The sequence below is a fragment of the Arthrobacter sp. NPDC056886 genome (assembly GCF_042788715.1).
In the GTDB taxonomy this organism is placed as follows: domain Bacteria; phylum Actinomycetota; class Actinomycetes; order Actinomycetales; family Micrococcaceae; genus Arthrobacter.
On the sequence record NZ_JBHUBT010000011.1, the window covers coordinates 153,733 to 180,064 of the forward strand.

Annotated in this window: 18 protein-coding genes and 2 tRNA genes; 14 read left to right on the top strand and 6 right to left on the bottom strand. The window is 62.3% G+C overall.

What is annotated here, in order from left to right:
* Positions 1-5 precede the first annotated feature (5 nt).
* From ACFRJ8_RS19010 to ACFRJ8_RS19040, 7 genes are all read left to right on the top strand, one after another.
* Positions 6-1,976 (top strand): N-6 DNA methylase, encoded by a 1,971-nt coding sequence (locus tag ACFRJ8_RS19010; protein WP_377987884.1) that lies wholly within the window; start codon positions 6-8, stop codon positions 1,974-1,976.
* Positions 1,973-3,283, top strand: coding sequence for a restriction endonuclease subunit S (locus ACFRJ8_RS19015; protein ID WP_377987886.1), 1,311 nt, complete (start codon positions 1,973-1,975; stop codon positions 3,281-3,283). The genes ACFRJ8_RS19010 and ACFRJ8_RS19015 overlap by 4 nt, the downstream gene beginning before the upstream one ends.
* Positions 3,284-3,285: 2 nt before the next feature.
* Entirely contained in the window at positions 3,286-4,221 is a 936-nt protein-coding gene (locus ACFRJ8_RS19020) for a restriction endonuclease (protein ID WP_377987888.1), read from the top strand.
* A gap of 10 nt (positions 4,222-4,231) precedes the next feature.
* Positions 4,232-7,309: a type I restriction endonuclease subunit R gene (locus ACFRJ8_RS19025; RefSeq protein ID WP_377987890.1), complete on the top strand. Its 3,078-nt coding sequence runs from the start codon at positions 4,232-4,234 to the stop codon at positions 7,307-7,309.
* A 699-nt stretch (positions 7,310-8,008) separates the two neighbouring features.
* Positions 8,009-9,253, top strand: coding sequence for a hypothetical protein (locus ACFRJ8_RS19030; RefSeq protein ID WP_377987892.1), 1,245 nt, complete (start codon positions 8,009-8,011; stop codon positions 9,251-9,253).
* Between the two features lie 65 nt (positions 9,254-9,318).
* Positions 9,319-10,767 carry a hypothetical protein gene (locus ACFRJ8_RS19035; protein ID WP_377987894.1) on the top strand — a complete coding sequence of 483 codons (1,449 nt, stop codon included), beginning with the start codon at positions 9,319-9,321 and terminating at the stop codon, positions 10,765-10,767.
* A 380-nt stretch (positions 10,768-11,147) separates the two neighbouring features.
* Positions 11,148-11,876, top strand: a complete 729-nt coding sequence (locus ACFRJ8_RS19040) for a hypothetical protein (RefSeq protein ID WP_377987896.1) — start codon at positions 11,148-11,150, stop codon at positions 11,874-11,876.
* A gap of 272 nt (positions 11,877-12,148) precedes the next feature.
* Here ACFRJ8_RS19040 and ACFRJ8_RS19045 read toward each other — a convergent pair whose 3' ends face one another.
* Complete coding sequence (locus ACFRJ8_RS19045; protein WP_377987898.1) at positions 12,149-13,015, bottom strand: serine protease; 867 nt, start codon at positions 13,013-13,015, stop codon at positions 12,149-12,151.
* A gap of 233 nt (positions 13,016-13,248) precedes the next feature.
* On the opposite strand from ACFRJ8_RS19045, the gene ACFRJ8_RS19050 reads away from it, so the two are divergent.
* The gene (locus tag ACFRJ8_RS19050) at positions 13,249-13,380 is read left to right on the top strand and encodes a hypothetical protein (protein ID WP_377987900.1); all 132 of its coding nucleotides are present in this window, start codon (positions 13,249-13,251) and stop codon (positions 13,378-13,380) included.
* A gap of 427 nt (positions 13,381-13,807) precedes the next feature.
* Here ACFRJ8_RS19050 and ACFRJ8_RS19055 read toward each other — a convergent pair.
* The 3 genes from ACFRJ8_RS19055 to ACFRJ8_RS19065 all read right to left on the bottom strand — a co-directional run bounded on the left by ACFRJ8_RS19055 (position 13,808) and on the right by ACFRJ8_RS19065 (position 15,449).
* Positions 13,808-13,881, bottom strand: a tRNA-Lys gene (locus ACFRJ8_RS19055).
* A gap of 262 nt (positions 13,882-14,143) precedes the next feature.
* Positions 14,144-14,216: transfer RNA gene (locus tag ACFRJ8_RS19060), tRNA-Thr, on the bottom strand.
* A 342-nt stretch (positions 14,217-14,558) separates the two neighbouring features.
* Positions 14,559-15,449, bottom strand: coding sequence for a DsbA family protein (locus ACFRJ8_RS19065; protein WP_377987902.1), 891 nt, complete (start codon positions 15,447-15,449; stop codon positions 14,559-14,561).
* Positions 15,450-15,631: 182 nt separating this feature from the next.
* Here ACFRJ8_RS19065 and ACFRJ8_RS19070 point away from each other — a divergent pair, with 182 nt between their 5' ends.
* The 4 genes from ACFRJ8_RS19070 (at position 15,632) to ACFRJ8_RS19085 (ending at position 20,880) form a co-directional block, all read left to right on the top strand.
* On the top strand, positions 15,632-17,152 hold the full coding sequence (locus tag ACFRJ8_RS19070) for a trehalose-6-phosphate synthase (protein WP_377987904.1): 1,521 nt from the start codon (positions 15,632-15,634) through the stop codon (positions 17,150-17,152).
* A complete protein-coding gene (gene otsB / locus ACFRJ8_RS19075; RefSeq protein WP_377987906.1) occupies positions 17,142-17,981 on the top strand; it encodes a trehalose-phosphatase in 840 nt (279 codons plus the stop codon). The genes ACFRJ8_RS19070 and otsB overlap by 11 nt, the downstream gene beginning before the upstream one ends.
* Positions 17,982-18,257: 276 nt before the next feature.
* Positions 18,258-19,340: an ABC transporter ATP-binding protein gene (locus tag ACFRJ8_RS19080; protein WP_277528136.1), complete on the top strand. Its 1,083-nt coding sequence runs from the start codon at positions 18,258-18,260 to the stop codon at positions 19,338-19,340.
* A gap of 121 nt (positions 19,341-19,461) precedes the next feature.
* On the top strand, positions 19,462-20,880 hold the full coding sequence (locus ACFRJ8_RS19085) for a DUF4032 domain-containing protein (RefSeq protein WP_377987908.1): 1,419 nt from the start codon (positions 19,462-19,464) through the stop codon (positions 20,878-20,880).
* Positions 20,881-20,956: 76 nt separating this feature from the next.
* On the opposite strand, the gene ACFRJ8_RS19090 is transcribed toward ACFRJ8_RS19085, so the two are convergent.
* Entirely contained in the window at positions 20,957-22,327 is a 1,371-nt protein-coding gene (locus tag ACFRJ8_RS19090; protein WP_377987910.1) for an FAD-binding oxidoreductase, read from the bottom strand.
* Between the two features lie 184 nt (positions 22,328-22,511).
* On the opposite strand from ACFRJ8_RS19090, the gene ACFRJ8_RS19095 reads away from it, so the two are divergent.
* Positions 22,512-24,290: a glycoside hydrolase family 13 protein gene (locus ACFRJ8_RS19095; protein WP_377987912.1), complete on the top strand. Its 1,779-nt coding sequence runs from the start codon at positions 22,512-22,514 to the stop codon at positions 24,288-24,290.
* A 2-nt stretch (positions 24,291-24,292) separates the two neighbouring features.
* The gene (locus tag ACFRJ8_RS19100; protein ID WP_377987913.1) at positions 24,293-25,324 is read left to right on the top strand and encodes a LacI family DNA-binding transcriptional regulator; all 1,032 of its coding nucleotides are present in this window, start codon (positions 24,293-24,295) and stop codon (positions 25,322-25,324) included.
* A gap of 183 nt (positions 25,325-25,507) precedes the next feature.
* On the opposite strand, the gene ACFRJ8_RS19105 is transcribed toward ACFRJ8_RS19100, so the two are convergent.
* Positions 25,508-26,008, bottom strand: a complete 501-nt coding sequence (locus ACFRJ8_RS19105; RefSeq protein ID WP_377987915.1) for an SRPBCC domain-containing protein — start codon at positions 26,006-26,008, stop codon at positions 25,508-25,510.
* Between the last annotated feature and the right edge of the window lie 324 nt (positions 26,009-26,332).

Consider the following 26,332-nt stretch of genomic DNA (forward strand, 5'->3'; position numbering starts at 1 on the left):
GAGCAGTGGCCGGCAACAACAACGCCAACCTGGTGTGGACCATCGCGAATATTTTGCGTGGCACTTACAAACCGGCGCAGTATGGCTCGGTGATCCTCCCGTTCACCATCCTCCGCCGCCTCGACTGCGTCCTGGACTCCACCAAGGATGCCGTACTTCGGGAAGCCGAGGCCAAGAAGGATCTGAACATCCCGCTGGACACCTTCCTCCAGAAGGCCTCGGGCCACAGCTTCTTCAACACCTCCAAGTTCAACTTCGCCAAGCTCCTGGACGACCCCACCAACATCAAGGCGAACATCCTCAACTACGTCCAGGGCTTCTCGGAGAACACCCGGGACATCTTCGAGCGCTTCGAGTTCTACAAGACGCTCGAGAAGCTGGACAGCTCGGACCTGCTCTACCACGTCACCAAGGACTTCGCCGCGATCGACCTCCACCCGGAGACCATCAGCAACATCGAGATGGGCCTCATGTTCGAGGAGCTCATCCGCCGCTTCGCCGAAGCTTCCAACGAAACCGCCGGTGAGCACTTCACCCCGCGCGAAGTCATCCAGCTCATGGTCCAGCTCCTGCTGAACTACGACGACGACGTCCTCACCAAAGAGGGCATCGTCCGCAGCATTTACGACCCCACTGCCGGAACGGGTGGCATGCTCACCGTCGCGCAGGAGCACCTCCACGCCCTGAACCCCAGTGCCTCGCTCGTCGCGTATGGGCAGGAAATCAACGATGAGTCCTACGCCATCTGCAAGTCGGACCTGCTGATCAAGGGCCAGGACATCTCCAAGATTTCCGTCGGGGACACCCTCGCGAACGACCAGAACATCGGCCAGCAGTTCGACTTCATGCTCTCCAACCCGCCCTTCGGCGTGGAGTGGAAGAAGATCCAGCCACAGATCCAGAAGGAGCACGATCTCCACGGCTTCGACGGACGCTTTGGCCCGGGCCTGCCCCGGGTCAGCGACGGCTCGCTGCTGTTCCTGCTGCACCTGGTCCGCAAGATGCGCCCGGCCCAGGAGGGCGGCTCCCGCATCGGCATCGTCCTGAATGGCTCACCATTGTTCACCGGCGGGGCCGGCTCGGGCGAGTCCGAGATCCGCAAGTACCTGATCGAGAACGACTTCGTGGAGGCCATCATCGCGCTGCCCACGGACATGTTCTACAACACCGGCATCGCCACCTACATCTGGATCCTCTCGAACAGCAAGAAGCAGAAACACCCCGAGCGCGTCGGTAAGATCCAGCTCATCAACGGCGTCGACTACTTCCAGAAGATGCGCAAGAGCCTCGGCTCCAAGCGCAAGGAACTCGGCCCCCAGGACATTGCGAACATCGTTCAGCTCTACGGAGCCTTCGAAGACGACGGCGAGACCTCCAAGATCTTCAACACCCGCGACTTCGGCTACTCCACCATCACCGTCGAACGACCCCTGAAACTTAACTTCGCGTTCACGCCCGAACGGATCGACGCCGTCCTGGCACAGAAACCGGTCGAAAAGCTGTCCGACGACGCTAGGCAGCTCCTGGAGAAGGCCCTCCGCTCCTCGGTGATCGAGCCGGCCGAGACCTATAGGAACCGCGAGGCCTTTCTCCGCGTACTGAAGGCCGCCCTCACTCAGGTTGGCCTGAAACTGGCGGGTCCGGTCCTGAAGGCCGTTATTACCGGTCTCTCCGAAAGTGACGCGACTGCCGACATCTGCGAGGGACCCAAGGGAACCCCCGAAGCCGATACGGACCTCCGGGACACCGAAAACGTGCCCCTTGGTGAGGACCTTCAGGGCTACTTCGCACGCGAAGTCCTCCCCCACGTTCCCGACGCCTGGATCGATGAGTCCAAGACAAAGGTCGGCTACGAGATTCCCTTCACAAGGCAGTTTTACAAGTATGTCGCGCCTAGGACCTTGGACGAGATCGACGATGAACTGAACGAGCTCATCTCTGAGATCACAACGATGTTGGCTGAGGTGGAGAAGTGACCGGGCTCAAACAATTCCCGGAATACCGGCCTTCCGGCGTCGATTGGCTGGGCGATATTCCTGCGCATTGGAAGATGGTCAAGCTCAAGAACGGTTTCGATTTGCACAAGAGGCCCCCAATCAAATCTGCGGGGATTGTCACTGCCTTCCGGGACGGCCAAGTGACACTGCGATCGAACCGACGGATCGATGGTTACACAGAGGGCGACAAGCAGATCGGCTACCAGACCATTCACCCCGGCGACCTCGTGATCCACGCAATGGACGCCTTTGCCGGAGCAATCGGAGTCTCGGACTCGCTGGGACAATCGACGCCTGTCTATTCGGCGTGCACTCCAAAGTCTGGATTCAACGCCCACTTCTACGCTCGAGCGCTGCGTCACATCGCATTGACTGGGTATATAAGTGCACTTGCCAAGGGTGTTCGGGAGAGGTCTACCGACTTCCGATGGGCGGACGCCAAAGAGTTGCCAGTTCCTCAACCTCCAATCGAGGAACAGAACAACATCGTCTCCTTTCTCGATCGGGAAACAGGGCAGATTGATGACCTAATCGCCAAGCAGGATCGGCTCGCCGCACTACTCACCGAGAAGCGCCAGGCCATCATCACCCATGCCGTCACCAAGGGCCTCGACCCCACAGAACCCACCAAACCCTCGGGGATCCCCTGGCTCGGCGAAATCGGCCGCACCTTCGAGCCCATCCAGTTAGGCCGGCTTACGCGAAAAGTAGCAGACGGGCCGCATTTCTCTCCCCAGTATGTCGATGACGGTGGTGTCATGTTTCTGTCGGCACGAAACATACGCGTTGATTCATGGTCGTTGACTGACGCAAAGTTCATTTCAGAGTCGGACTATGAAGAGTTCTCCAAAAGGATCGTGCCGGAGAAGGGGGATGTTCTGTACACCAAGGGCGGCACAACCGGAATCGCGCGTGTTGTCGATCTCGATCAGAAATTCCAGGTCTGGGTACACGTGGCCGTTCTCAAGGTGCGGCGCGACCTTGCTGATCCGCACTACGTTGCGTATGCATTGAATAGCCACGGTGGCTATGACCAATCGCAGCTTCACACGCGAGGTGCCACCAACCAGGACTTGGGCCTCACCCGGATGATCCGGATCTGGGTGGCGCTCCCGGATCTCGTCCAGCAGAAAAGAATTGTGCGCGACTTAGATTCGCGCACAAACAAGATTGACAAGTTGATCGAAAAGGCAATATCCACAATAGTGCTCCTGCGCGAGCGACGGTCCGCCCTCATTTCTGCTGCCGTGACCGGAAAAATTGACGTACGAGAAAGAGCGGCCTGACCATGACGTTGCCACAGTGGCATGGGTTCATTAACCCTGTACTTCAAGTCATGTCGGACGGACAGATCCGGCGAAATGCCGAGATTCGGGTCGCGGTATCTGATCATACAAATCTTTCGGACGAAGATATGGCCGAAGTCATGTCATCGGGGGAAGCCCGCTGGGTTAACCGAATCAACTGGGCCCTGTTCGATTCGATGAAGGCTGGGCTGCTCGTACGCGAAGCTCGCGGGCAATACAGGATCAGCGACGAAGGTCTCCACCGCCTTTCGAACGGGGTCAAAGTTACGTTTCAGACCTTGATGGAGTACGACTCCTACCGCGAATACCAGAAGAAATCGAGCCTGCCCAAGACTCTCTCGACGGCAAACCCTAACGGCACGGAGGCTCAAACACCTGTAGTGGCCGAATCTGACCCGTCAGAAGTCCTCGAACAATCAGCGAACCAACTGAATCAGGTCGTGATCGACGAGATCTATCGAAACCTCCTCGAACTCACGCCCGACGCGTTCGAGCGGTTGATTCCCTTCGTGGTCAAGGCCCTGGGCTATGGAACCGACAGAGAAGACAACCTCAAGCCCACGCAGCGATCCGGGGACAAGGGCATCGATGGGATTGTCTGGCAGGATGCGCTGGGCTTCGACCGGGTCTACCTCCAAGCGAAACGCTACTCCGAGGGCAACAATGTCGGGGCACCGGAGGTCCAGGCCTTCAGCGGGGCATTGGGACAGTTCCGCGCCACCAAGGGCATCTTCATCACCACTTCGACGTTCACCACCGGAGCCCGTGCCGTGGCCAGGGACACTGCCCACTACACGTTGATACTGATTGACGGTCAGCGGTTGGCGTCGCTCATGTTCGAATACGGTGTCGGCGTTCAGGTGGACCGGACCGTGGTTGTGAAGAAGCTGGATCAGGACTTTTTCGACAGTTTCTAGGGGGAACAATATGGCGCAGCACAATGAAGTGACGTTCGAGGATGAGATCTGCCGGGCTCTTGCAGCACAGCGCTGGATTTACGAGCCCGACCGCAAGGCAGGCGAGCTCTACGACGCCACCCGGGCTCTGGTCCCCGAAGACGTCTTCGCGTGGCTCGCGGACACCCAGCCGGAGCAACTAGCCAACGTTCTGAAGCCGGCGGACTCACCCGCCGAGCACGAGGTCGCAAAGCGGCTCCTCCTGGACCGGCTGTGCAAGGTCCTGGACAAGCCCGCGGCCAAGGAAGCCGGCATGCTCTCGGTGCTGCGCACCGGTTTCAAGGACGTCGCCGCGAAGTTTGAGATGTGCCAGTTCAGGCCGGCCATGGGGCTGAACCCGGAGACCCTTGAGCGCTACGGCAAGGTCCGCCTCCGGGTGATCCGGCAGGTCCACTACTCCACGGTCGACACGATGAAGAGCATTGACCTGGTGTTGTTCGTCAACGGCCTGCCGGTGGCGACCATCGAGCTCAAGACGGACTTCACGCAGAACATCAATGACGCCGTCGAGCAGTACCGCAAAGACCGGCTGCCCCGCAACGCCAAGAACAAGGACGAGCCGCTGTTGTCCTTCGGCCGCCGCGCGCTGGTGCACTTCGCCGTCAGCAACGACGAAATCCAGATGACCACCGAGCTCAAGGGCAAGGACACCTACTTCCTGCCCTTCAATCTCGGTAATGACGGCCACGCCGGCAACCCGGTCAACCTCAAGGGTTCGGCCACCAGCTATCTCTGGGAACAGGTGCTGCAGCGTGACTCGTGGCTGAACATCGTCGGCAAGTTCCTGCACCTGCAGATCAGCGACAAGACCAACCCCGTCACCGGCGCGCGGGAAGTCCGCAAATCCCTGCTGTTCCCCCGCTACCACCAGTGGGACGTGGTCAACCAGCTCATCGAGACCGCCCGGGCCGAGGGTCCGGGCCACCGTTACCTGGTGCAGCACTCCGCCGGGTCCGGCAAAACCAACTCCATCGCCTGGACTGCGCACCAGCTCAGCTCCCTGCACGGCGCCGGCAACGAAAAGATCTTCGACTCCGTGATCGTCGTGACGGACCGGACGGTGCTGGATGCCCAGCTGCAGGACGCGATCTATCAGATCGAGCACAAGTCCGGCGTCGTGGTCCCCATCCGCGGGAATGCCGGCTCCAAGTCCGCCGAACTCACCGCTGCCCTGGTGGCGAGAACTCCGATCATCATCGTCACCATCCAGACCTTCCCGTTCGCCCTGAAGGCCATCGCCGAATCCCAGGCGTTGAAGGGCCGGAACTTCGCCATCATCGCGGACGAGGCCCACTCCTCACAGACCGGATCCACCGCGAACAAGCTCAAGAAGGTGCTTTCCGCGGAGGAACTGGCGGACGTCAACGACGGCGGCGAGTTCGACGTCGAAAGCTATCTGGCGGCCGAAATGGCCGAACGTGCCGATGCCAAGAACATCAGCTACTTCGCCTTCACCGCCACACCCAAGGCCAAGACCCTCGAGCTGTTCGGCCGCAAGGGGCCGGACGGGCTGCCGCAGCCGTTCCACCTGTACTCCATGCAGCAGGCCATCGAGGAACGCTTCATCCTGGACGTGCTGCAGAACTACACCAGCTACAAGGTCGCCTACCGGCTCACCCACGAGGGCCGGGACTACGACTCGGACGACACCCAGGTGGAGAAATCCGAGGCGCTCAAGTCGCTGATGAACTGGGTGAAGCTGCACCCGTACAACATCAGCCAGAAGGTCCAGGTGATCGTGGAGCACTTCCGAGCCAACGTCGCCTGGCGCCTGGACGGCAAGGCCAAGGCCATGGTGGTCACCGGTTCCCGCAAGGAAGCCGTCCGGTACAAGCTCGCCATCGACAAATACATCCACGACGCCGGCTACTTCGGTCTGGGCACCATGGTTGCCTTCTCCGGCGAAGTGAACGACGACGACTCCGGCCCCAACGCCTTCACCGAGCTCAACATGAACCATGGGCTCAAGGGGCGCACGCTGCCCGAGGCATTTTCCACGGACGAGTACAAGATCATGCTGGTGGCCAACAAGTTCCAGACCGGCTTCGACCAGCCCCTGCTCGTCGCGATGTACGTGGACAAGAAGCTCTCCGGCGTCTCGGCTGTGCAGACCCTGTCCCGTCTGAACCGCACCGCCGTGGGCAAAGACCAGACCTTCGTGCTGGACTTCGTCAACGACCCGGATGAGATTCTGGCTTCCTTCCAGCCATATTTCCGGGAGGCCGCCCTGGAGGGCGTCTCCGAACCGAACGTGGTGCACGATCTTCAGGCCAAGCTCGACGCCGCCCAGATCTACCTCGAGTCCGAAGTGGACGGGCTCGTGAAGTCCTACGTCCTGGAGGCCGGCAACAACGCCCTCTCCGGCTGGGTGGCACCGGCGAAGTCCCGCTTCAACACCCGGTACAACGCCGCTGTCGCCGAAGGCGACAAGGCCGCCCAGGACGAGCTGGACCTGTTCCGCAAGGACCTCGGCTCGTTTGTCCGCGCCTACGACTTCCTCTCCCAGATCGTCGACTTCGCCGACACGGACTTGGAGAAGCGCTCGATCTACTACAAACACCTCCTGCCCGTTCTCCGGGTCAACGACGCAAAGGTCGCGCTGGACGTCTCCGGCGTGGTGCTGGCCAAGTACGCGCTCAAGGACAAGGGCAAGGCCCAGCTGCAGCTCTCCGGTGAAGGCGAGCCGTTGAAACCCTTGACTGATCCGGGAACCGGCCAAGCCAAGGATCCCGTCCTCGTCACGTGGAAGGAAGTCATCCAGCAGGCCAACCTGCCGTTTGAGGGTGAAGAGCTCGACGCGGTGGCTCACTTTGTGGAGGGCGTACGCCGAGAGCTGGTGAAGAACGAGACGCTGCAAAAGCAGGCCCAGAACAACTCACGGAACCACTTCGGTAGTAGCCCGCACCTGGAATCCGCCGTCACCGAAGCGGTCTCGAATTCCATGGACAGCCACTACAACTTGAGCCTCCAGGCACTCGGCGACAAGACGAAAATGAAGGCTCTGCTGAAGATGCTCGGCGAACTCGTGTACGAGGAGCTGCAGAAATAAGGGCGTGTGAGGCCTTGTGGGGGCGATACTGATACTTATTCAAGCGTGGCTACTTACATTGAGCCACTTGCGGGCGCCGGCGGGATCATGTCCTCCATGAAACAAATGAGGCTTGGGTACGCCGGAGCGTGCCGGCTGTGCGGTGCCTCTCTTCCGCCCGGGACAGAAGCGATTTACCAGAGCAAGACGAAGACCGTCCGCTGCCCTGCACGCGCCTTGTGATGGTTCGTCGCCCACTCATTCCGGACAAGCTGGGTCATCCGTGCGACGTGGATATGAACGCCGCAAGGCGAAGGACGAGGAAGAGCTCCGCGAGAAGTGGGTTCGATTGGTTGGCCTTGCTGTCGCTCTCTCTGCCGAGCGGCCGCTCACCAAGTCCTAGGATCGAGGCGCGGTCGCTGAGGAACGCCTCGGTGCTCGAAGCTGTTCGGAAGCACGCCAGTGAATTCCCAATCGAGCACTTAGAGCTTCCGATGCGCCTCTCAGTTTCAGATGTCGACTGCGCATCGTGTCAGAAGTCGTCTGCGCACTGCTGTGGTGGCTCGATGAATCGCTGCCAAGGCATCGGGGTTCCCTTTCCCGGACGCGGTGACTGGGGACCTTCCCGTGCGTCGTCCCATCCGTATAGATCCGATCCTCAGACATGAGGCTTCCGGGTCGCCGGCGTTATTTGCCCGGGCACTCGGAGATAATCAGGACATGGCTGAACTGATGAAGGAAATAAAGGATCGATACCTGAATTCCGGGGATTTCAATGGCCTCTACCTAGATAGAGAGTCCGCACATCTCATCCCCGCAGCAACGGAGCTGGTGCGGGGTGGAAAGGTTCAGGTTGTGAGCGAACAGGACTATCCGAACCCACACATTCGACCGTGGCCTTCGCGACGCACAGAGGACGACCAGATCGAGTCACTGCAACGACTCGCCGAAGAGCCCTACGGGGTCTGTTTGTACCCCACGCCCGCCGCGATGACCTCAGGCGACGTCAATACGGTCCCCGGGAACGAGCCTTACCGCCGCCTTCTGGCTGCAGGCCGTGGAACTCTAGAGCTTGCGTTCTTTGAATTCGACGTGCTCGAGTCCTACCGAAACGACCCTAGATTCAACTTTGAATTTCGAGATTTCGGAGCCGACACCATCGTGTCCGACAAAGTGTATTCCGATGAGGCAGCCTCAGAAAAAGACAAGATCATCATGGGCCACATCGGGTACGCCTACGATCTCTCACGATACGATCCAGAGGACGCCGCGACCCCGATCATCCGCAGGGTTTGCGCGTTCCTGGGCGACCTGGCAAAGCTGCATCCAGCCCACCAACTGCGATGGAATACCTTCCAGGTCGAAGAATCGTCGACACTGAAACCCCATCCCATGTGGTGGGCTCAGCAGATGGGACATTGGGCAGATGGCCTTGGCCCGTTTGAGCGGTTCTTTTTTGAGCTCGAGGCGTGGAACGAGCTGCATGTGAACATCTACGAAAAACCTCTCCTTAGAAGCGTGGAGCGTCCTCGAGAGTTCGGTTGGATGATAAGGCCCTCGGGTAAGGAATTCGATGCGTTCATACTGCAGTTAGACCATCTGCTCTCCGACAATCTGCTACACAAGGCCCTTGACGATCTGGGCGCAAGAAAGGTCGATGAGGACGGAAAGACAGTGGGTACTCTCGGCCGACTCCATCACTCTTTGGCTATTCGCCATGTTTCTGAGGATGGCATCGAGGAAGTCCTAAAACCATTACGGCTCGTGCGCAAACTAAGGCAAAAGCCGGCTCATCGCCCTGAGCCAAACCGAATCGACGGCTCGTTACTCCACCAGCAGGTTGGTCTGCTGAAGCAGGTAACGGAGAGTCTCTGCATGCTCCGAGGGTTCTGGCAGACCCATAAGAAGAATCAAGCCTGGCAAGAGCCAGACTTTGTATCAAACGGCAATAATTACATCCTCTAAGGAGTAACGGTCTCAATTTCAAAACAGAAAGACGTGGTCTCGGCCACCGCGGCTATGCTGACGCCATGGCTGTTGAGAAACTCACCTTCGGAAAATCCCTTGTGGGTCTGCTTGTTGACGGAGTCGCGGATACGCCGTATGTAGGAAGCACATTGCGCATGGAAGAGCCGAACGGCGCAGTGATAGAGGTTCCGTATATCCAAGATGACCCTACGGGGCAATTCAACCCTGTGCAGGCATGGTTCTCTACACGCACTCCTCCCGAGAACATGGTGCTAAAAACTGATGCAGGTGACGTGTCGCTGTTCGACGTTCAGTGGTCCGGACACACGATTAAAAGTGGGCCTGGTTTGTCGCTCGGAAGGCTGCTACCGACAGAAATTGTGCTTGCACGACGCGAAGCTGACCTATCGACACCCCTCCTGGTTTCAGAGGTGCGAAGCCATGTCGACGGGTTGAAAGAGTGGAGCGGCTTCACCGCAATCAGCCACGAGAGGAAAACCGATGACAAGGGCTTGGTGAAAAAGGTCGCCGTGGAGGTCCAGAGCGTCAACTCTGTTGAATGGTCTCAGGGAGACGCGGTGATGACACTCCGGACAGATTGGCGGACAACTGGCTCCGAGACCCCTGACGACCCAACCTTCGGCATCTTCGAATGGGTCGTGCTCGGCAGCAGGTTTGCAGAACCTAGACGCTTCTTCGACCACCTCGTGGAGCAGCGGAAGGTTGTGCATCTCCTTGTCCTCGCCTTCGACGGAGCGATCCACTTTCGAAAGCATCACGTCAGGGATGAGACCTTCACAACTCGGCTAGGCAACGGCAGGTTGATAAATAACCCCTTCGTGGAACTGATCAGCCGAAGGACGGTTCGCGAATATGCGGAGAAACAACCCACTAAAGATGACTTGCGGCAGCCTCTCGTCCACCTTCGACAAATCGGGCCGGAAGGTCTCGCTCGATGGGCTGGAGAGTACGAGCGGTGGAGGCGGTTCATTCTCCCTACGGTCGGGGTTCTTGGGAGGCGCCGAGTGTTGATCGAGGATCTGGTCGTGTCCCTGTCTATGTCCTTGGAAGCTGGCGGACATCTCATAGGTGAGCGTGAGGGTGAAATGGTCACCTACAGGCGCGGTAGGACGACGACGGCAACCTATGTCTATCGGTGTCTGCATTCACTCAATGTCGATTGGGGCGACCGGGTAGAAAGCATCGTCGGCTTGGCCCGGGCGGCTGCTAACACCTACAACTCGATCAAGCACTTCGATAGGGGCGAGTTCCCCGAGAACGACGAGACGTATCTCGTCAGCATCGTGCTTCGCGAGGTAGTCCGGCTAATGGTGCTCGACATCCTCGATCCTTCAGGGGGCCTCCTCAGAAACTTCCGCGATGAGGAGAGCCTGTGGCGTATTCACGAAAGTTTCAGGAACTCCGAGCTTCGCATTCTCGATGATGGCGGATGGGAGAGGGCGCTAAGGCCTGAGGAGCGCGCCGTGCCAGAGGGGATGACCCTGAACTGACCGGCATAACCGCTGTGATGATCAGCGGTCGTTTTAGACTCCGCGTCTCGAAACACTATGGATTAGGGGCAAAGGAGTTATCAGACACATCGAGTCGGACCAGCAGAAGGGTCCGGCTGTCCGTTAGGGGATCCCCTTACGGGCTGCACCAGACGCCTAATAGCGTCGTTGTCGTTTTCATGGGTTCTTACCGGTCCGGGGGCGCGGCCGAGCTAAGACGAGGGCTTTGAGGTGAGAAGTCGGCGGCCCGGCCATTCCGGTTATCTATTGTCGGCGATAACGAGGACTGGGCGGTGTTGATTGTGGATCAGGGACGCGGAGACTGATCCCTCGAGGACCTGTCCGCCCAGGCCAGGGGTCCTGGCCGGTCGGCGCCGCCAATGAGCAAGGATGCATCTGTGTTCTCCGCCAAGCGGATGAGGGCTTTGGAGCCGACGCCGTTGAGCACGTATGACAACACCCTGAACTTCGCCCAGGCGAAAGTCCTCACCAGCGGTAACCCCTGGTCCCGGAAAAGGCTGTCGCCGATCAGGAACTTGCGCCTGAGTCGCCTGGACCGGACCTACAACCGCAACATGGTTGCTGTTGCCCATACCAAACGCGGCGAACATGCCACGGCCGCCGCCGGCGACGTGCCCCTGATCCCGGCAACAGCGGCCCGGACTATCGATACCACCGCGGACGCCTTCAACACCACCATCGACGGGAAGTCCCTCGACAAGCGCGGGGACGCGGCCGAAGCGCTCCCGGCGTGGGTCGGCAAACACCGCCACCGGCTCATGAACCTCTACTGCTACGACGAGCTCGGAACCATCGGTGGCCATGAACTCCGGGCCCGACTCATACCGGCCCGGGACCTTGACCTGGCAACCGTCGAAGAACGCATTGAAGGAGTGCCCAGGGCAACAACACAAATAGCCCGCCGCAGTCTCCCGTCCGCCGATCTCTTGGGCGAACCCTTCAAGCACGCCGACACGCTGAAGGCCGTCCAAACCGACTCGGCACGGACCAACCAACTCATGGCCGACGACGCAAAACCGGAAGAACCAGCTCGGCTCGAACCCCCGCCGACATTGACTCCCGGTTGGAAAAGATGTTGCGGCTCATGAACGCTTCATTTCCGCCACAACCAGGTACCGTGACCGCCGCGGCAACAGCTGCCCAACTGAGGGCCCAGGACCAGCGCCGCCAGCAACAAAGCGAATACGGGCGCTACAAGAACCCGGCACGGTGCACGAAAGATCTCCACAGCCGAAGCTGTGCAGAGCTTTCCCGCTGGCGACCGTCCCCAATGAGTACAAGGGCGTAAGCAGCGGCCTGACGTGGCGACTGTGGCACCACTAAATAGACAAACGCAGTAAATTGAATATCAATCTGAACACTATTTTGATGCACCCAAGGCAGAATCGCGGAACTTTGGTTTTGGCTGATTTGCGTATTCGCAATAGCTATCTAACGCCCGCTTGATTGCAGTAACATTCGTAACTACGCCGAGATCGATCGATTCCTCAATTTCATACGGGAGCTCTAGCACTTCAAAGTCGTGTTTCCGATGGTGGGACTCGGTCACTAGTCCAGCGAATATTGCAAGCTGTTCTTTTATCAATTTTGAGTTCTGCAGAAAAGTTGTCGTGCGCGACACGAACACGGGACTCCCGCTACTTCCTGGGAACACACTTGCATCGATCAGAAATTCTGATCGTCCTTCCCAGTTGAGAATGGCTGGAGTGGCGGTGATTCCACGTCGAAAAATTGGCGTCCTGTTCACTTTATCCCAACGGCCATCGGGATGTCCGATGAAGAAAACCTCTTCGAGCGCATCTAATGAGGCGTATTCGTCATTTGAAGGAAACTCTGACACCGGCAGACAGCGCCAGAAGGGCTCACGGTCCGGATACTGGTCCTTGAAATTGAGCAAAACTTGGCCGAATGGAATTATTGCGATGTCCACATCGCCGCCTTGTGGTGAGAAGAAGCGGTCGCCCTCAAGAGTAATTTTCACTGGGACGGTGTCGCCAAGAATAACATTACCGTGAATATTGCGCGTCTGAACGTGTAGCGAAATCTCGCCGGCGCGCTCGACAACATGTTTATTTGTGACAAGTACAGGCGTGGTTGTCTCAGGAGTCAATTCCAGGTCGACCATTACGCAGGTCCCGCGATTGCCGTCACCATGTCCGTTCTCATCCGTAGTAACGATGCGAAGCACCGTGAACATTAGGTCCTTGTAGAGGGTATTAGCTTCCATAACTCGAAATCGTACTGTCCAGACTTGTTTCTGCATGCATAGTCTGCCATTGGACGGTGAGCGTCGCCGGCTTCGGTTTCCCGCACCCCTAGTTCCCTTGTCGCCCTAGATACCACTGCCGCCATCCTCAGTGCCCGCAGCCTGCACCACTCCTTCGGACAGACCGCGGCATTGCGAGGCAACGACTTCGACGTCCAAGCGGGAAAGTTCTGGGCCTGACGCGGCTAATGGGGATGCCGGTTTCCGTCCTGCTCCGCATCATCACCCGCGAAGCAGCCGTCCCGCTCCTGACCGTACTGCTAGTCTCGGCCGGCCTCGGATTCCTCGTTGTCTGGCTAATGGTGACCTTGACACCTATCGGGTGACCTGGCCCCAAGATCCGCTCTGCCCGAAAGCTCCTCAGCCAGGGAACACTGCCCCGGGAGGTCGCCGACACCCGGGGAGTCTCCGTGCCCACCCTCTAACGGTGGGTGCCCGCAACAGGCGCGACCGAGGCACCAAAGAAGTAGTTCCTGCTGGTTGGTGCACGCAACTTCTGAAAACGACGGTTTGTACAGGCGACTATGAAGCGGAATCCAGGTCCGTGCAGCGGACTCCGAACACTTCCGTGTCCATAGTCGTCTACACAACCCCGGAGTTCCGCGGGGGCGCATGCAGACGACTTCTAAATGTGACAGTTACGAAACGGCCGCCATTTATCGCCGAAAGTCACAGGCAACCCTCCACGACTCCACGCGATCCAGACACGTAAAGAATCGTCTCGTCACAGGCTGTGGTTCACACGACAGCCAGTGCTCCCCCCGGGTTTCGAACCCGGCACCCCTTGATGAAGATTCAAGTGCTCTGACCGAATGAGCTAGAGAAGCAGTGCAATCCTGGGCTCTCTTTATGCCCAGGTCCAGCGGGTAACAACCAGCACCAGATCGACTAAGCACGCGATTTCTGACCACGAGGCGCCTCAACAAATCAAAGCGGCGACATCAGCGCGTGGTCCTACAAGCCGAAATTGTCAATCAGCTGGCGCGGCCAGCGCCGTGCACCCGGCATTTTTTCAGGAGTTATAGGACCTCCGATTCCGGCGATCCACTAGATAGAACTAAACGTCCTACCTCAGCAGCTAGTAGTCAGGGCCCCCTGTCGGACTCGAACCGACAACCTACGCTTTACAAGAGCGTCGCGCTACCAATTGTGCCAAGGGGGCAGGCTTACATAAAGTTATCACGCTCCCGCGGCGAGTGTGGGAGGCATGTCATCCACGTCCGATCGGCGCCATCTCAAGGGAGTTGGGGCGGCGACTAGGGATAAACGATGCTCTGGCCAACTGAGCTAAGGAGGCATTCCTGCGCCTGCTGGCACCAGACCCAAATGGGGCAGATATCAGGACGCTAGACAAGGTTAGCCCACCCACGCCCGCTGAGAAAAACGCGCAACGCCGCTTCCGCGAAGCGAGGGCAAACGAGAGCCCGGCCCCGGAGCGATCCGGGGCCGGGCCATCAACTGCGGGCCTTCGACGGCTGGCCGTCAACGGCAGTGCCGTGGAAGGTTACTTCTTGGCGTCGACCGCGGCCTGCAGGTACTGGTCGAACGGGGTCTGCGCGCTGTCGCCCGTGCCCCACTGCTTGCCTTCGACAAACACGGTGGGTGTGCCGGTCACGCCGATCACCGAAGCCTCCTGGGTGGTGTGCTTAACCCACGGGCGGTACGTCTTGCCATCCACGCACTGGTCGATGCTCTTGGCCCCGACGTCTGTGGCCAGCTTCTTCAGCTCGTTGTCGGACAAACCGGCACCGCCTTCGGCCGGCTGCTTAGCGAACAGCAGGTCGACGAAATCCGAGTACTTCTCCGGGGATTCATTCACCACGCAGGCTGCGGCGTTGGCCGCGCGCGAGGAGTAGTTGGTGGTGGACCGGCTGTCCAGGAAGCCGAGCGGGCGGTATTCCACCGTGATCTTGCCGTCATTGCGCAGCTTGGTGAGGGTCTCGTTGTACTTCGCCTCGAAGTCCTTGCAGACAGGGCAGATGAAGTCGATATAAAGGACCACCTTGACCGGCTTGCCGGCCTCAGCCTCTGCGCCCGGTGCCGTGACCGTAGCCGGCGGCGTGGCCGGCGCGGCCGGCAGGTCGGACAGCTTCACGGTGGCGGGTTCGGTCTTGGCAACCTCAGTGTTGGCCAGCAAGGTGACGCCGCCGTGGATGTTGCCGTTGGCCGGGGTGGGCCCCTCGTCGGCCACCGGGGCGTTGTTCTTGATGTTGGAAGTGACAACGAGCGCAACGATCACGATGATGGCTACGACGGCGGCAACAATGCCCCAGCCGATCAGCAGCTTGTTGCGCTTCTCTTTCTTCAGCTGCGCCTCGCGGATCTCACGGGCTTTCTCGCGCGCCGCGGCAGTGCGCTCTGCCTTTGACTGTCGGGGTTCGTTTGCGGGGCTCATTGGTTCCTCGGGTCGTTCGGCCAGGGACGGTCCACTCAGTGGCAACTTCATCATTTTAGGGGAGAAACCCGAGAACTTGCGCTTTCAAGTTTCCCTTCAGCCTGCCCAACGGACGAATAGCCCGGAAGATTCCGTGCGGCTAGGGTTGACGGAGAGCCACGAGCGGACCCCAGGGGGCACCAATGGAAGCAACGGACAGCGCCGGACACGGCGGCCAAGACACCACTGAAGCGGCGGAGACGGACAGCGACGGCGCGTCTACACGTGCCGAGGCAGGGGATCAGTTCGACTTCATGGTGGTATCCAACCGGCTGCCCGTCGACCGCTGTTCAGCTGACGAACCCGGCTGCGAGGACGGCTGGCGCCGCTCCCCCGGCGGACTCGTAACAGCGCTGGCCCCGATGATGACCAAGACCGACGGCGCCTGGGTGGGCTGGCACGGCGCCCCCGATGAAAACGTCAAGCCGTTCAGCCACGGCGGCATCGATCTGATCCCGGTCCAGCTGAGCACGGACGACATCGAGCTTTTCTACGAGGGCTTTTCCAACGCCACCCTGTGGCCGCTTTACCACGACGTGATCGCCCCGCCGGAGTTCCACCGCACCTGGTGGGACTCCTACCGGAAGGTCAACCGAAGGTTCGCCGACGCCGTCATCCGCCATGCGGCCGAGGGCGCCACGGTCTGGGTGCAGGACTACCAGCTCCAACTGGTGCCGAAGCTGCTCCGGGAGGCCAGGCCGGACCTGAAGATCGGGTTCTTCAACCACATCCCGTTCCCTCCGCCGGAGATCTTCGCCCAGCTGCCTTGGCGCCGCGCGATCATCGACGGCCTGCTGGGCGCGGACCTGGTGGGCTTCCAGCGCAGCAGCGACGCCGGAAACTTCATGCGCTCCGCCCGGCGCTTCCTGGGCGCCAGCGTCAAGCAGCAGCAGGTCCACGTCAGGGGCGCCGGCGGCGAAACCACCCACATCGCCAGGGCCCAGGCATTCCCTATCTCCATCGACGTCAAGCAGATCAGCGAGCTGGCCAAGGACCCGGTGGTCGTTGAGCGGGCGCAGCAGATCCGCCGGGACCTCGGCAACCCCAAGACCATCCTGCTCGGCGTCGACCGGCTCGATTACACCAAGGGCATCCGGCACCGGCTCAAGGCCTACGAGGAACTGCTGCAGGACGGCAAGCTCACCGTGGAGGATGCGACCCTGATCCAGGTGGCCAGCCCCAGCCGGGAACGCGTGGAACAGTACCGACTGCTCCGCGAGGAGGTCGAAGGCACCGTGGGCCACATCAACGGCACCTTCGACACCATGCAGAACACGGCCGTCCGCTACCTGCACCACAGTTACCCCATCGAGGAGATGGTGTCGCTGTACCTGGCCGCCGACGTCATGCTGGTCACAGCCTTGCGCGACGGCATGAACCTCGTGGCCAAGGAATACGTCACGGCTCGGACGGAAAACGACGGCGCTTTGGTCCTGAGTGAGTTTGCCGGCGCCGCCGATCAGCTCAAGCAGGCGCTGCTGATGAACCCGCATGACATCGACGGCCTCAAGGACACCATCATGAAGGCCGTCCACATGCCAAAGTCCGAGGCAGGCCGCCGCATGCGGGCCATGCGCAAGCAGATCCTGGACCACGACGTCGACCTCTGGTCCTCCGACTTCCTGAACGCCCTCGCCGAAAAGGTTGTACGCGATGACTCCTGACGCCACCGAAACCAACGATTCAGGCCCCAACGATTCAGGCAGAGCGCCGCTCTCGCTCTCCCCTGAACTGCTGGCGGCGGTTCGCCGCGTCGCCGGCACCGAGCACCTGCTCGTGGCGATGGACTTCGACGGCACCATGTCACCGCTCGTGGATCACGCGGACGACGCCCGCGCACTCCCGCGCTCGGCGGCCGCCTTTGCGGGGCTGGCGGAACTTCCCCGGACGACGACGGCGCTCATCTCCGGCCGTGCACTGGACAGCCTGCGTGCCGTCGCCAACCCCCCGGAGAACACGCTGCTGATCGGCAGCCACGGCGCCGAGGTCTGGATGGGACCGGGCTCCTCGCAGCTGATGCTCGACGACGCCCAGCGCGAACTCTTGGCCGACGTCCGCAAGGAGCTTGAGGCCATCTCGGAGCAGGCACCCGGAACCCTCCTGGAGGACAAGCCGGCCGGCGTCGTCCTGCACACGCGCCTCGCGTCCGCCGACGTCGCCGAGGACGCCGTCGCCGCGGCACGGGCAGTCCTGCAGGACCGTAGCGGCGTGTTCCTGAAAACCGGGCACCGGGTCCTGGAGACCTCCGTGGTCAACGCCTCCAAGGGAGAGGGCATTTCCTTCCTGCGGCAGGCGGCCGGAGCTACAGCCGTGGTCTTCGCCGGCGACGACACCACCGACGAGGACGCCCTGGGCAGCCTCGTCCCGGGCGATCTCGGGGTAAAAGTGGGGCTTGATTTCACCCAGGCCGAGTTCCGGGTGGAGGCTCCGGTCCACATCTGCGAACTGCTCGAAGCCCTCCTAAGGGAGCGGACACGCGCAGTCGGGCACTAACAGGCCGGCACGGGAAAGGCCGGAAACTCAGCCGCCACGCCGCCCGAGTGGGCATCATCACCTGTGACATCCGTAACATTTTGGCCCAAATGCCATAAATCTGACATACTCTGTATGTGATGTGGCGCACAACTACCGTGCGGCGTCATTGGATACTCCTCGGCTTCGGCCGAGGAGTATGCGCATGAGGACCCAAAATTGAATTACCAACTGAATAAGATGACCATTCACTACGGATCGTCCGGCACGTACCTGCCGGTGAAGGGATTGATAACTGTGGCTACAGTTACTTTTGACAACGCAACACGCCTATACCCGGGCACCGATAAGCCCGCCGTTGACAAGCTCAACATTGATATCGCCGACGGCGAATTCCTGGTCCTCGTTGGACCCTCCGGCTGCGGAAAGTCGACCTCCCTGCGTATGCTCGCGGGTCTTGAGGACGTCAACTCCGGCCGCATCCTCATCGGCGACCGTGACGTCACGGACGTTCCGCCGAAGGATCGCGACATCGCCATGGTGTTCCAGAACTACGCCCTGTACCCGCACATGACCGTGGCGGACAACATGGGCTTCGCGCTGAAGATCGCCGGCGTCAGCAAGGAAGAGCGCGCCGAGCGCGTCCGGGAGGCCGCCAAGCTGCTGGACCTCGAACCGTACCTGGACCGCAAGCCGAAGGCCCTTTCCGGCGGCCAGCGCCAGCGCGTTGCCATGGGCCGGGCCATTGTGCGTAACCCGCAGGTCTTCCTCATGGATGAGCCGCTGTCCAACCTTGATGCCAAGCTGCGCGTGCAGACCCGCACCCAGATTGCGTCCCTGACCCGCCGCCTCGGCGTCACCACCGTCTACGTGACCCACGACCAGGTCGAGGCCATGACCATGGGTGACCGCGTCGCCGTGCTGAAGGACGGCCTGCTGATGCAGGTCGACACCCCGCGCAACCTCTACGACAAGCCCAAGAACGTCTTCGTGGCAGGCTTCATCGGCTCCCCCGCCATGAACCTGCTCGAGCTCCCGGTCGTCGACGGCGGCGTGCAGTTCGGCGGGACCGTCTACCCGGTACCGCGTGACGTCCTCGAAGAGGCGCACGGCCAGACCGTGACCCTGGGTTCCCGCCCGGAAGACCTTGAGACGGTTGCCGAGGGCGATGGTCTCCAGGTTGAGGTCGACGTCGTCGAAGAACTCGGCGCCGACGCCTACGTCTACGGCCACACCACGCTGGACGGCCAGAGCCACGACATCGTGGCCCGCGTCGACGGCCGCCGCCCCCCGATGAAGGGTGAGTCCATCTGGGTCCGCCCGCAGTCAGGCCACGTGCACCTGTTCGACACCAAGACCGGCCTGCGCCTCGGCGACTGACCACAACGGTGCAACCGACGGCGGTCCTCCCCAGTGGAGGGCCGCCGTCGGGCGTTAACTGCTCCGCTTTAGGCGGCACCTGCAAAATACGGAAGAATTGATTCATGACCGAGGAAACCCCATGACCGAGGAATACAGCGCCCAGTGGCACGACGAGCCCACTGACTACGGTCAGATCGGAAAATTGCCCCGGTACGAAGCCGCCAGTGCCAATGACGAAAAGGCTTCGATAGCGTCCAGTTCCCTGAGCATCACGGCCGCCGCCACCGAGCCTGAGCTCCTGGATCTGCCCTGGCACATTGCCCTCGAGGACTGGCCGGCAGAGTATCTGGCAGCGCTCCCCCGCGGCATCTCCCGGCACATCGTGCGCTTCGCCCACCTCGGCGGCTCCGTCATTGCCATCAAGGAAACCTCTGAGCACGTGGCCCGCCACGAGTACCACATGCTCCGCAAGCTCGCCCGGCTGGACGTTCCCGGCGTGGAGCCCGTGGCCGTCATCACCGGGCGCACCACCCCGGAGGGCCGGCCGCTGAACCCTGTGCTGGTCACCCGGCACCTGAAGTTCTCCATGCCCTACCGCGCGCTCTTCTCCCAGATGCTGCGCAAGGACACCCTGACCAGGCTCATCGACGCCCAGGCGCTGCTGCTGGTCCGGCTGCACCTGATCGGCTTCTACTGGGGCGACGTCTCGCTCTCCAACACCCTGTTCCGCCGCGACGCCGGCGCGTTCGCCGCCTACCTCGTAGACGCCGAGACCGGCGAGCTGTACCCGGATTTGTCCACCGGCCAGCGCGAGTACGACCTCGAAATCGCCCGGGTCAACATCGCCGGGGAACTCATGGACCTGCTCGACGGCGGCCTGATCGAGGAGAAGGTGGACCCAGTGGCCACCAGCGAGCTCATCATGGACAGCTACCGGCGGCTGTGGACCGAGCTGACGGCGAAGGAGTCGTTTGAGATCGGCGAACGCTGGCGGGTGGCCGCCCGCATCCGGCGGCTCAACGAGCTGGGGTTCGACGTCGAGGAATACGCGATCAAGACCACGCAGAACGGCTCCACCATCCAGCTCCAGCCCAAGGTCGTCGACGCCGGGCACCACCAGCGCCGCCTGCTGCGCCTGACCGGCCTGGACGCCCAGGAAAACCAGGCCCGCCGGCTCCTGAACGATATGGACTCGTTCCGGGCGGACAACAACCCGGGCATGGACGAGGAATACAGCGCCCACCTCTGGGTCAGCCAGATCTTCGAGCCCATCGTGCGCGCCATCCCCCGCGATCTCTCCGGCAAGCTCGAGCCGGCCGAGGCGGTGCACGAGGTCCTGGAGCACCGCTGGTACATGTCCGAGAAGGAGAACCGGCACATCCCCCTGGCCGAGGCCGTCCAGTCCTACATTGACAACGAACTCCGCCACCGCCGGGACGAGGCCGCCATCATGCTCAACCCGGACACGGGGCTGCTCAAGATCCTCGAGGTGGAGACCGAGGAATCACGCTACGGCGCCGACGAATCGATCGAAGAATACCCCGACTCCGACGACTAGGCTTCGCACCGGGTGGGGTTGTGGCACGCCCGGGCTAAATCGGTTCGGCTAGTTCCCCTCAGCCAAATCGGCTCAGCTATATCGCCTTGCCGGGGTTCAGGATCCCGGCGGGGTCGAACAGCTCCTTGATCCGGCGCTGCAGTTCGCGCACGGGTTCCTTCTGCTCTAGGCCCAGCCAGCGCAGCTTGTACTGGCCGATCCCGTGTTCGCCCGTGATGGTGCCGCCCATGGCCAGCGCCACGGCAATGGACCTGTCCAGGGCGGCGCCGAGGCGGGCCATGGCATCGGGGTCCACGGTGTTGTCCGCCCGGTCGATCCAAAAGGTGGGGTGCAGGTTTCCGTCGCCGGCATGGGCCACGACCTTGAGCTGGACCTGGTGCTCCGCCGCCATGGCCTCGAGTTCGGCCACGTAGTCCACCAGGCGCGAGCGCGGTACAGCCACGTCCTCGCCCACCCGGTATTCGTCGTCCACCTCGGTGCCGCGGCTGTTGCGGCGCAGCTCGACCAGCTGCTCCGCCTCCGCGTTGGCCTCCATGGTCACCACGGCTCCCCCCGCCGCCAGGACCGGGCGGATGGCCGCGGCTTCCGCCGCCGCGCCGAAGCCGTCGGTCTGGATCAGCAGCAGGGACGCCCCGCGCGCGGCAAGGTCGGAGCCGTGGATGTCATCGAGCTGGGCGAGCGAGCCGCCGTCGAGCAGTTCCATGATGGCCGGCTGAACGCGGGCCCTGCCCACAGCCAGGACGCCGGCCGCGGCGCTGCGGAAGTCCGGGTAGAAGGCGGCGATGGTGTGCACTTCGCGGGGCAGGTACTTCAGCCGCACGGTGACACCGACCACGATTCCCAGAGTTCCCTCCGAGCCGACGAAGAGTCCGGTGAGGTCGTAGCCGGCGACGCCCTTGAAAGTCTGGTGGCCGGTGTGGATGAGGGAGCCGTCCGCGAGCACGACGTCGAGGGCCAGGACCGAGTCCCGGGTCACCCCGTACTTCGCGCAGCGCAGCCCGCCCGCATTCGTGGCCACGTTGCCGCCAATAGTGGACATCTTGAAGCTCGCGGGATCCGGGGCGAACATCAGCCCGTGCACGGCGGCAGCCGCGTTCAGGTCAGCGTTGATGACGCCCGGCTCGACGACGGCGGTCTCGTCATCCGGATTGAGGTCCAGGATGCGGTTCATCCCCTCGAGCGTAAGCACCACGCAGCCCTCGCTCGCATGCGCACCGCCGGAGACACCGGTTCCGGCCCCGCGCGCCACGAGCGCGACGCCGCGGGCGGCGCAGGCACGCACCGTTGCCTGCACGTCGGCCACCGATTCGGCCCGGACCACGGCCAGCGGGAGCTGATAATCCAACACGGGAGCCTGGTCCACGGCATAGGCGGCCAGGGCGGCGTCGTCCACGGCAATTTTCGCCGCGCCGAGGGAAGAGGTCAGCTCATCGATGATGCTGCGCATGCGGTCTCCAGTTCGATCGAATCCGAATCCCAGTCTAAGGCTGCGCATTCTCGGTGATGTGACTCACAGCTGCAAGCGCTTCCAAACGTGCGGCGGAAAGTCCAGACATTAGTCAAAAGTGCCCTTAGAAACATGACTGGAAGCGTTTTCACTTTTTTGGCGTCGGAGCCTTACGATTGCCGTCATGTCCGTTGATTCAGTTCTTTTCTCCCCCGCAGCGCTGGCCGGCCCCCTGACGGGCCCGCTGACCCCGGTGCACGCCGCTGACCACATTCCCGGCTGGTGGCGCTCTGCCGTGATCTACCAGGTCTACCCGCGCTCGTTCCGGGACCTGAACGGCGACGGCATCGGTGATCTCGCCGGCATCACCGCCGAGCTGCCCCGCCTTGCGGAACTGGACATCGACGCCGTCTGGCTGTCCCCGTTCTACCGCTCGCCGCAGCGGGACGCCGGCTACGACGTCAGCGACTACTGCGACGTCGACCCCTTGTTCGGCTCGCTGGACGATTTCGACGCGATGATGGCCGAGGCCACCCGGCTGGGGATGCGGATGATCGTGGACCTCGTGCCCAACCACTGCTCGGACCAGCACCCGGCCTTCCAAGCCGCCCTGACCGCGCCCGCCGGCAGCCCGGAACGGGACATGTTCATCTTCCGCGACGGCCGCGGAGCATTTGGCGAGGAACCGCCGAACAACTGGCAGTCCCACTTTGGCGGTTCAGCGTGGACCCGAATCACCGAACCTGACGGCGCCCCGGGCCAGTGGTACCTGCACCTCTTCGACTCCTCCCAGCCGGACTTCAACTGGGACAACCGCGCCGTCCACGACGAATTCGAGCGGGTCCTGCGCTTCTGGCTGGACCGCGGCGTCTCCGGTTTCCGGGTGGACGTGGCGCACGCCCTCGTGAAGGCCCCCGGCCTGCCGGAGTGGGGCGGCCGCGCCGACGGCAGCAGCTCCGACGGCTTCCCCGGACGCGACGCTCCGATGTTTGGCCAGCCTGCCCTCCACGACATCTACCGCCAGTGGCGGCGGATTCTGGCCGAGTACGGCCCGGACCGGATCCTCTGCGCCGAGGCAAATGTTGACCCGCTCCCGCGGCTCGCCGACTGGGTCCGCCCGGACGAAATGCACCAGGCCTTCAACTTCCCGTACCTCCACGCGGGCCTGGACGTGCACCGCATGCGCCACGTCATCACCGAGTCACTCACGTCGCTGGACGCCGTCGCGGCTCCCAGCACCTGGGTGCTCTCCAACCACGACGTCGTCCGCCACGCCACCCGCTTCGGGTACAACGGGCAGGCGCCGCGCGACGGCGACGGAATCGGCATCTGGGATCCGCAGCCGGACGAGGACCTCGGACGGTCCCGGGCGGCAGCGGCATCGCTGTTCATGCTGGGTCTGCCTGGCGGAGCCTACCTTTACCAGGGTGAAGAACTCGGCCTCCCGGACGGGATCGACATCCCGGACACCCGGCGCCAGGACCCCACCTTCGCCCGCACCGGCGGCGCGCGGCTGGGCCGGGACGGCTGCCGCATTCCGCTGCCCTGGCGGGCCGGGGAACCCAACGCCGGATTCGGCCACGGGCAGGATCCCTGGCTGCCGCAGCCGGAAAGCTTCGCGCGGCTGGCGCGGGATGTGCAGGCCGCCTCAGCGTCGTCGCACCTGAGCCTCTACAAGCGCATGCTGGAGCTGCGCCGCCGGCTGGACCTTGGCCGCGGTTCACTGTCCTGGTACGAGGACCTTTGCACCGACACGAGCCTTGCCTTCCTTAACGGCTCCACGCTGGTGCTGCTGAATGTGGGGTCCGAGCCCCTGGAACTGCCCGCCGGACGTGTGCTGCTGCGCAGTTCAACGTCTCCAGAGGCCGGCTACGACGCCGGGGACATGGCCGGCGCCAGCCACCCGTTAATCTCAGGTGAAACTGTTTGGCTGGAAATCTACATCGAGGGCACGGAGGGCTAGGCGTGCCCGGCATCAAGGACGTCGCGGAACGGGCCGGCCTCTCCATCGCTACCGTTTCGCGCGCCCTGAGCGGCAAGGGCAACGTCTCTCCGCGGAGCAGGGAGCGCGCCCGGACCGCTGCCGCGGAACTCGGTTTCGTCGCGTCATACCAGGCGTCCAGCCTAGCCTCCGGGCGGAACCACAATGTTGGCCTTGTTGTCCCTTCGGTTCACCGGTGGTTTTTTTCCTCGGTGGTCGAAGGTGTCTCCGCCACCCTGCTGGATGCCGGCTTCGACCTCACGCTGTACAACGTCAGCGAAGGCCGGGAGCGCCGCCACAGCGTGCTGAATGACTTCCTGCTGCGCAAACGCGTGGATGCCGTGATCGCTGTGTCCCTGGAGCTCTCCGAGGCCGAGATCGACCAGCTGCTGGCCATCCACCGTCCGATCGTGGGGATCGGCGGCCCGCTGCCAGGGGCGTCGACCATCCGCATCGATGACTCCGGCATCGCGGAGGCCGCGGCACGCCACCTCATCCAGCTTGGCCACAGCAAGATCGCCCATATGACCGGCGATGCCGCCTACGATCAGGATTTCCGGCTTCCCGGGACGCGCCAGGCGGGCTTCAAGAAGGCCATGCGCGACGCCGGGCTGGCCGTCCGGCCGGAGTGGCAGGTTTCTGCTGACTTCACGATCCAGGGTGCCTATGCCAACGCCCGACAGCTACTGGGCAGTTCACCGGAGCGCCCCACGGCCGTCTTTGCCGCCTCCGATGAGATGGCGATTGGCACGATCCTCGCTGCCCGGGATTTCGGCCTGCGGGTGCCGCAGGACCTCTCCGTCATCGGCATCGACGGCCATGAGCTTGGTGAGGTCTTCGGGCTGACCACCTTCGATCAGGATGCGCGGGGCCAGGGCGCGCTGGCCGTGCAGCGCTTGTTGGCCAGGCTCGACGGTGCGGCGGACACAGCGACCGCACACACCGAATACCCCACACGCTTTGTCATCCGGTCCAGCACTGCTGTTCCACCCGTGGACCAAGGCCCCCTGCGCTAGGAAAGCTTGGCTGCGGCCCGGCTATTTTTCTTCGTGGCAGCGTTCCTGCCCAGTTCCTCGCCTCATTGCCTGGCCCCCTGCCCAGAACGGCCCGGAAATCCGGGGAGGCCCGCGGGTTCCGGGCCCCGGTCCTCCAAGCAACTGGGAAGGAACGCCGCGATGCGGCCCACAGGCGCAGCAAGCTCAGGCGCCGGTGCCGCCCATGAACCTGACAAAACGGTCCAGGACGCCGGGCCAGCCGGCCGCGTAATCGGCCCGGGTGGCCTCAGGATCCTCGGCGCCTTCCCAGCCGCTGTGAACCAGGCGGAGCTCTGTTCCCTCGTCTACAGCCCTGACAGCCACCCGGAGCTCGGTGGACCACATGGCAGTGGTCCCGGGGTGCCAGCTGGCATGGAAGGACAGCGGAGGCTGCCAGTCGTCAATGGATCCCCACACGGCCGTCCGGCCATCATCAGCGGTCTCCATGATCAGGTTCTCCTCGAACTCAACGTAGGAACCGACGCCGTAGACGCTGTGATCCTCGAGGGGCCACCAGAGGTGCGTATGTTCGGTGAATCCCACAAAGGCCCGGGCGACGGCGCCGGGCACCACCACCGTGTAAATAACCGGTTCCAGGCCGTCTGCCACCCCCGGTTCGGGACCATCAGGCGGTTCAACGGGCGCGTGGCTGAAGAGGTTATCCATGGGCATTTACTCTACCCGCGCCTCTTAGCCGGGCCGGCACCGGATTTTGTGCGGGGGGTGAATGCGGGAGGGCCCCATCGTGGTGGGGGGCCTGGCCTGGCTGGGGTTTTGTTGATGGGAGCCGGGCTTGGCGGGGTTTTGGGCTGGGGGTAAATGCCGCGGGACTCCCAACGTGGCCGGGAGCCTGCGGGTGTTTTTGGGTTAAATGCGGGAGGACCCCCAACCTGTGGTTGGGGGTCCTCGACCGTTAATGGTGTTCCGGCGGTGACCTACTCTCCCACACCCTCCCGGGTGCAGTACCATCGGCGCTGTGGGTCTTAGCTT

Excerpts from the sequence above, each read along its gene's own strand:
- ACFRJ8_RS19090 (WP_377987910.1), bottom strand. The coding sequence starts at position 22,327 with ATGCGCAGCATCATCGATGAGCTGACCTCTTCCCTCGGCGCGGCGAAA.
- ACFRJ8_RS19085 (WP_377987908.1), top strand. The coding sequence starts at position 19,462 with ATGACCGAGGAATACAGCGCCCAGTGGCACGACGAGCCCACTGACTAC.
- ACFRJ8_RS19040 (WP_377987896.1), top strand. The coding sequence starts at position 11,148 with ATGAGCAAGGATGCATCTGTGTTCTCCGCCAAGCGGATGAGGGCTTTG.
- ACFRJ8_RS19050 (WP_377987900.1), top strand. The coding sequence starts at position 13,249 with ATGCCGGTTTCCGTCCTGCTCCGCATCATCACCCGCGAAGCAGCCGTC.
- ACFRJ8_RS19105 (WP_377987915.1), bottom strand. The coding sequence starts at position 26,008 with ATGGATAACCTCTTCAGCCACGCGCCCGTTGAACCGCCTGATGGTCCC.
- ACFRJ8_RS19065 (WP_377987902.1), bottom strand. The coding sequence starts at position 15,449 with ATGAGCCCCGCAAACGAACCCCGACAGTCAAAGGCAGAGCGCACTGCC.
- ACFRJ8_RS19045 (WP_377987898.1), bottom strand. The coding sequence starts at position 13,015 with ATGGAAGCTAATACCCTCTACAAGGACCTAATGTTCACGGTGCTTCGC.
- ACFRJ8_RS19035 (WP_377987894.1), top strand. The coding sequence starts at position 9,319 with ATGGCTGTTGAGAAACTCACCTTCGGAAAATCCCTTGTGGGTCTGCTT.
- ACFRJ8_RS19025 (WP_377987890.1), top strand. The coding sequence starts at position 4,232 with ATGGCGCAGCACAATGAAGTGACGTTCGAGGATGAGATCTGCCGGGCT.
- ACFRJ8_RS19095 (WP_377987912.1), top strand. The coding sequence starts at position 22,512 with ATGTCCGTTGATTCAGTTCTTTTCTCCCCCGCAGCGCTGGCCGGCCCC.
- ACFRJ8_RS19070 (WP_377987904.1), top strand. The coding sequence starts at position 15,632 with ATGGAAGCAACGGACAGCGCCGGACACGGCGGCCAAGACACCACTGAA.
- ACFRJ8_RS19020 (WP_377987888.1), top strand. The coding sequence starts at position 3,286 with ATGACGTTGCCACAGTGGCATGGGTTCATTAACCCTGTACTTCAAGTC.
- ACFRJ8_RS19030 (WP_377987892.1), top strand. The coding sequence starts at position 8,009 with ATGGCTGAACTGATGAAGGAAATAAAGGATCGATACCTGAATTCCGGG.
- otsB (WP_377987906.1), top strand. The coding sequence starts at position 17,142 with ATGACTCCTGACGCCACCGAAACCAACGATTCAGGCCCCAACGATTCA.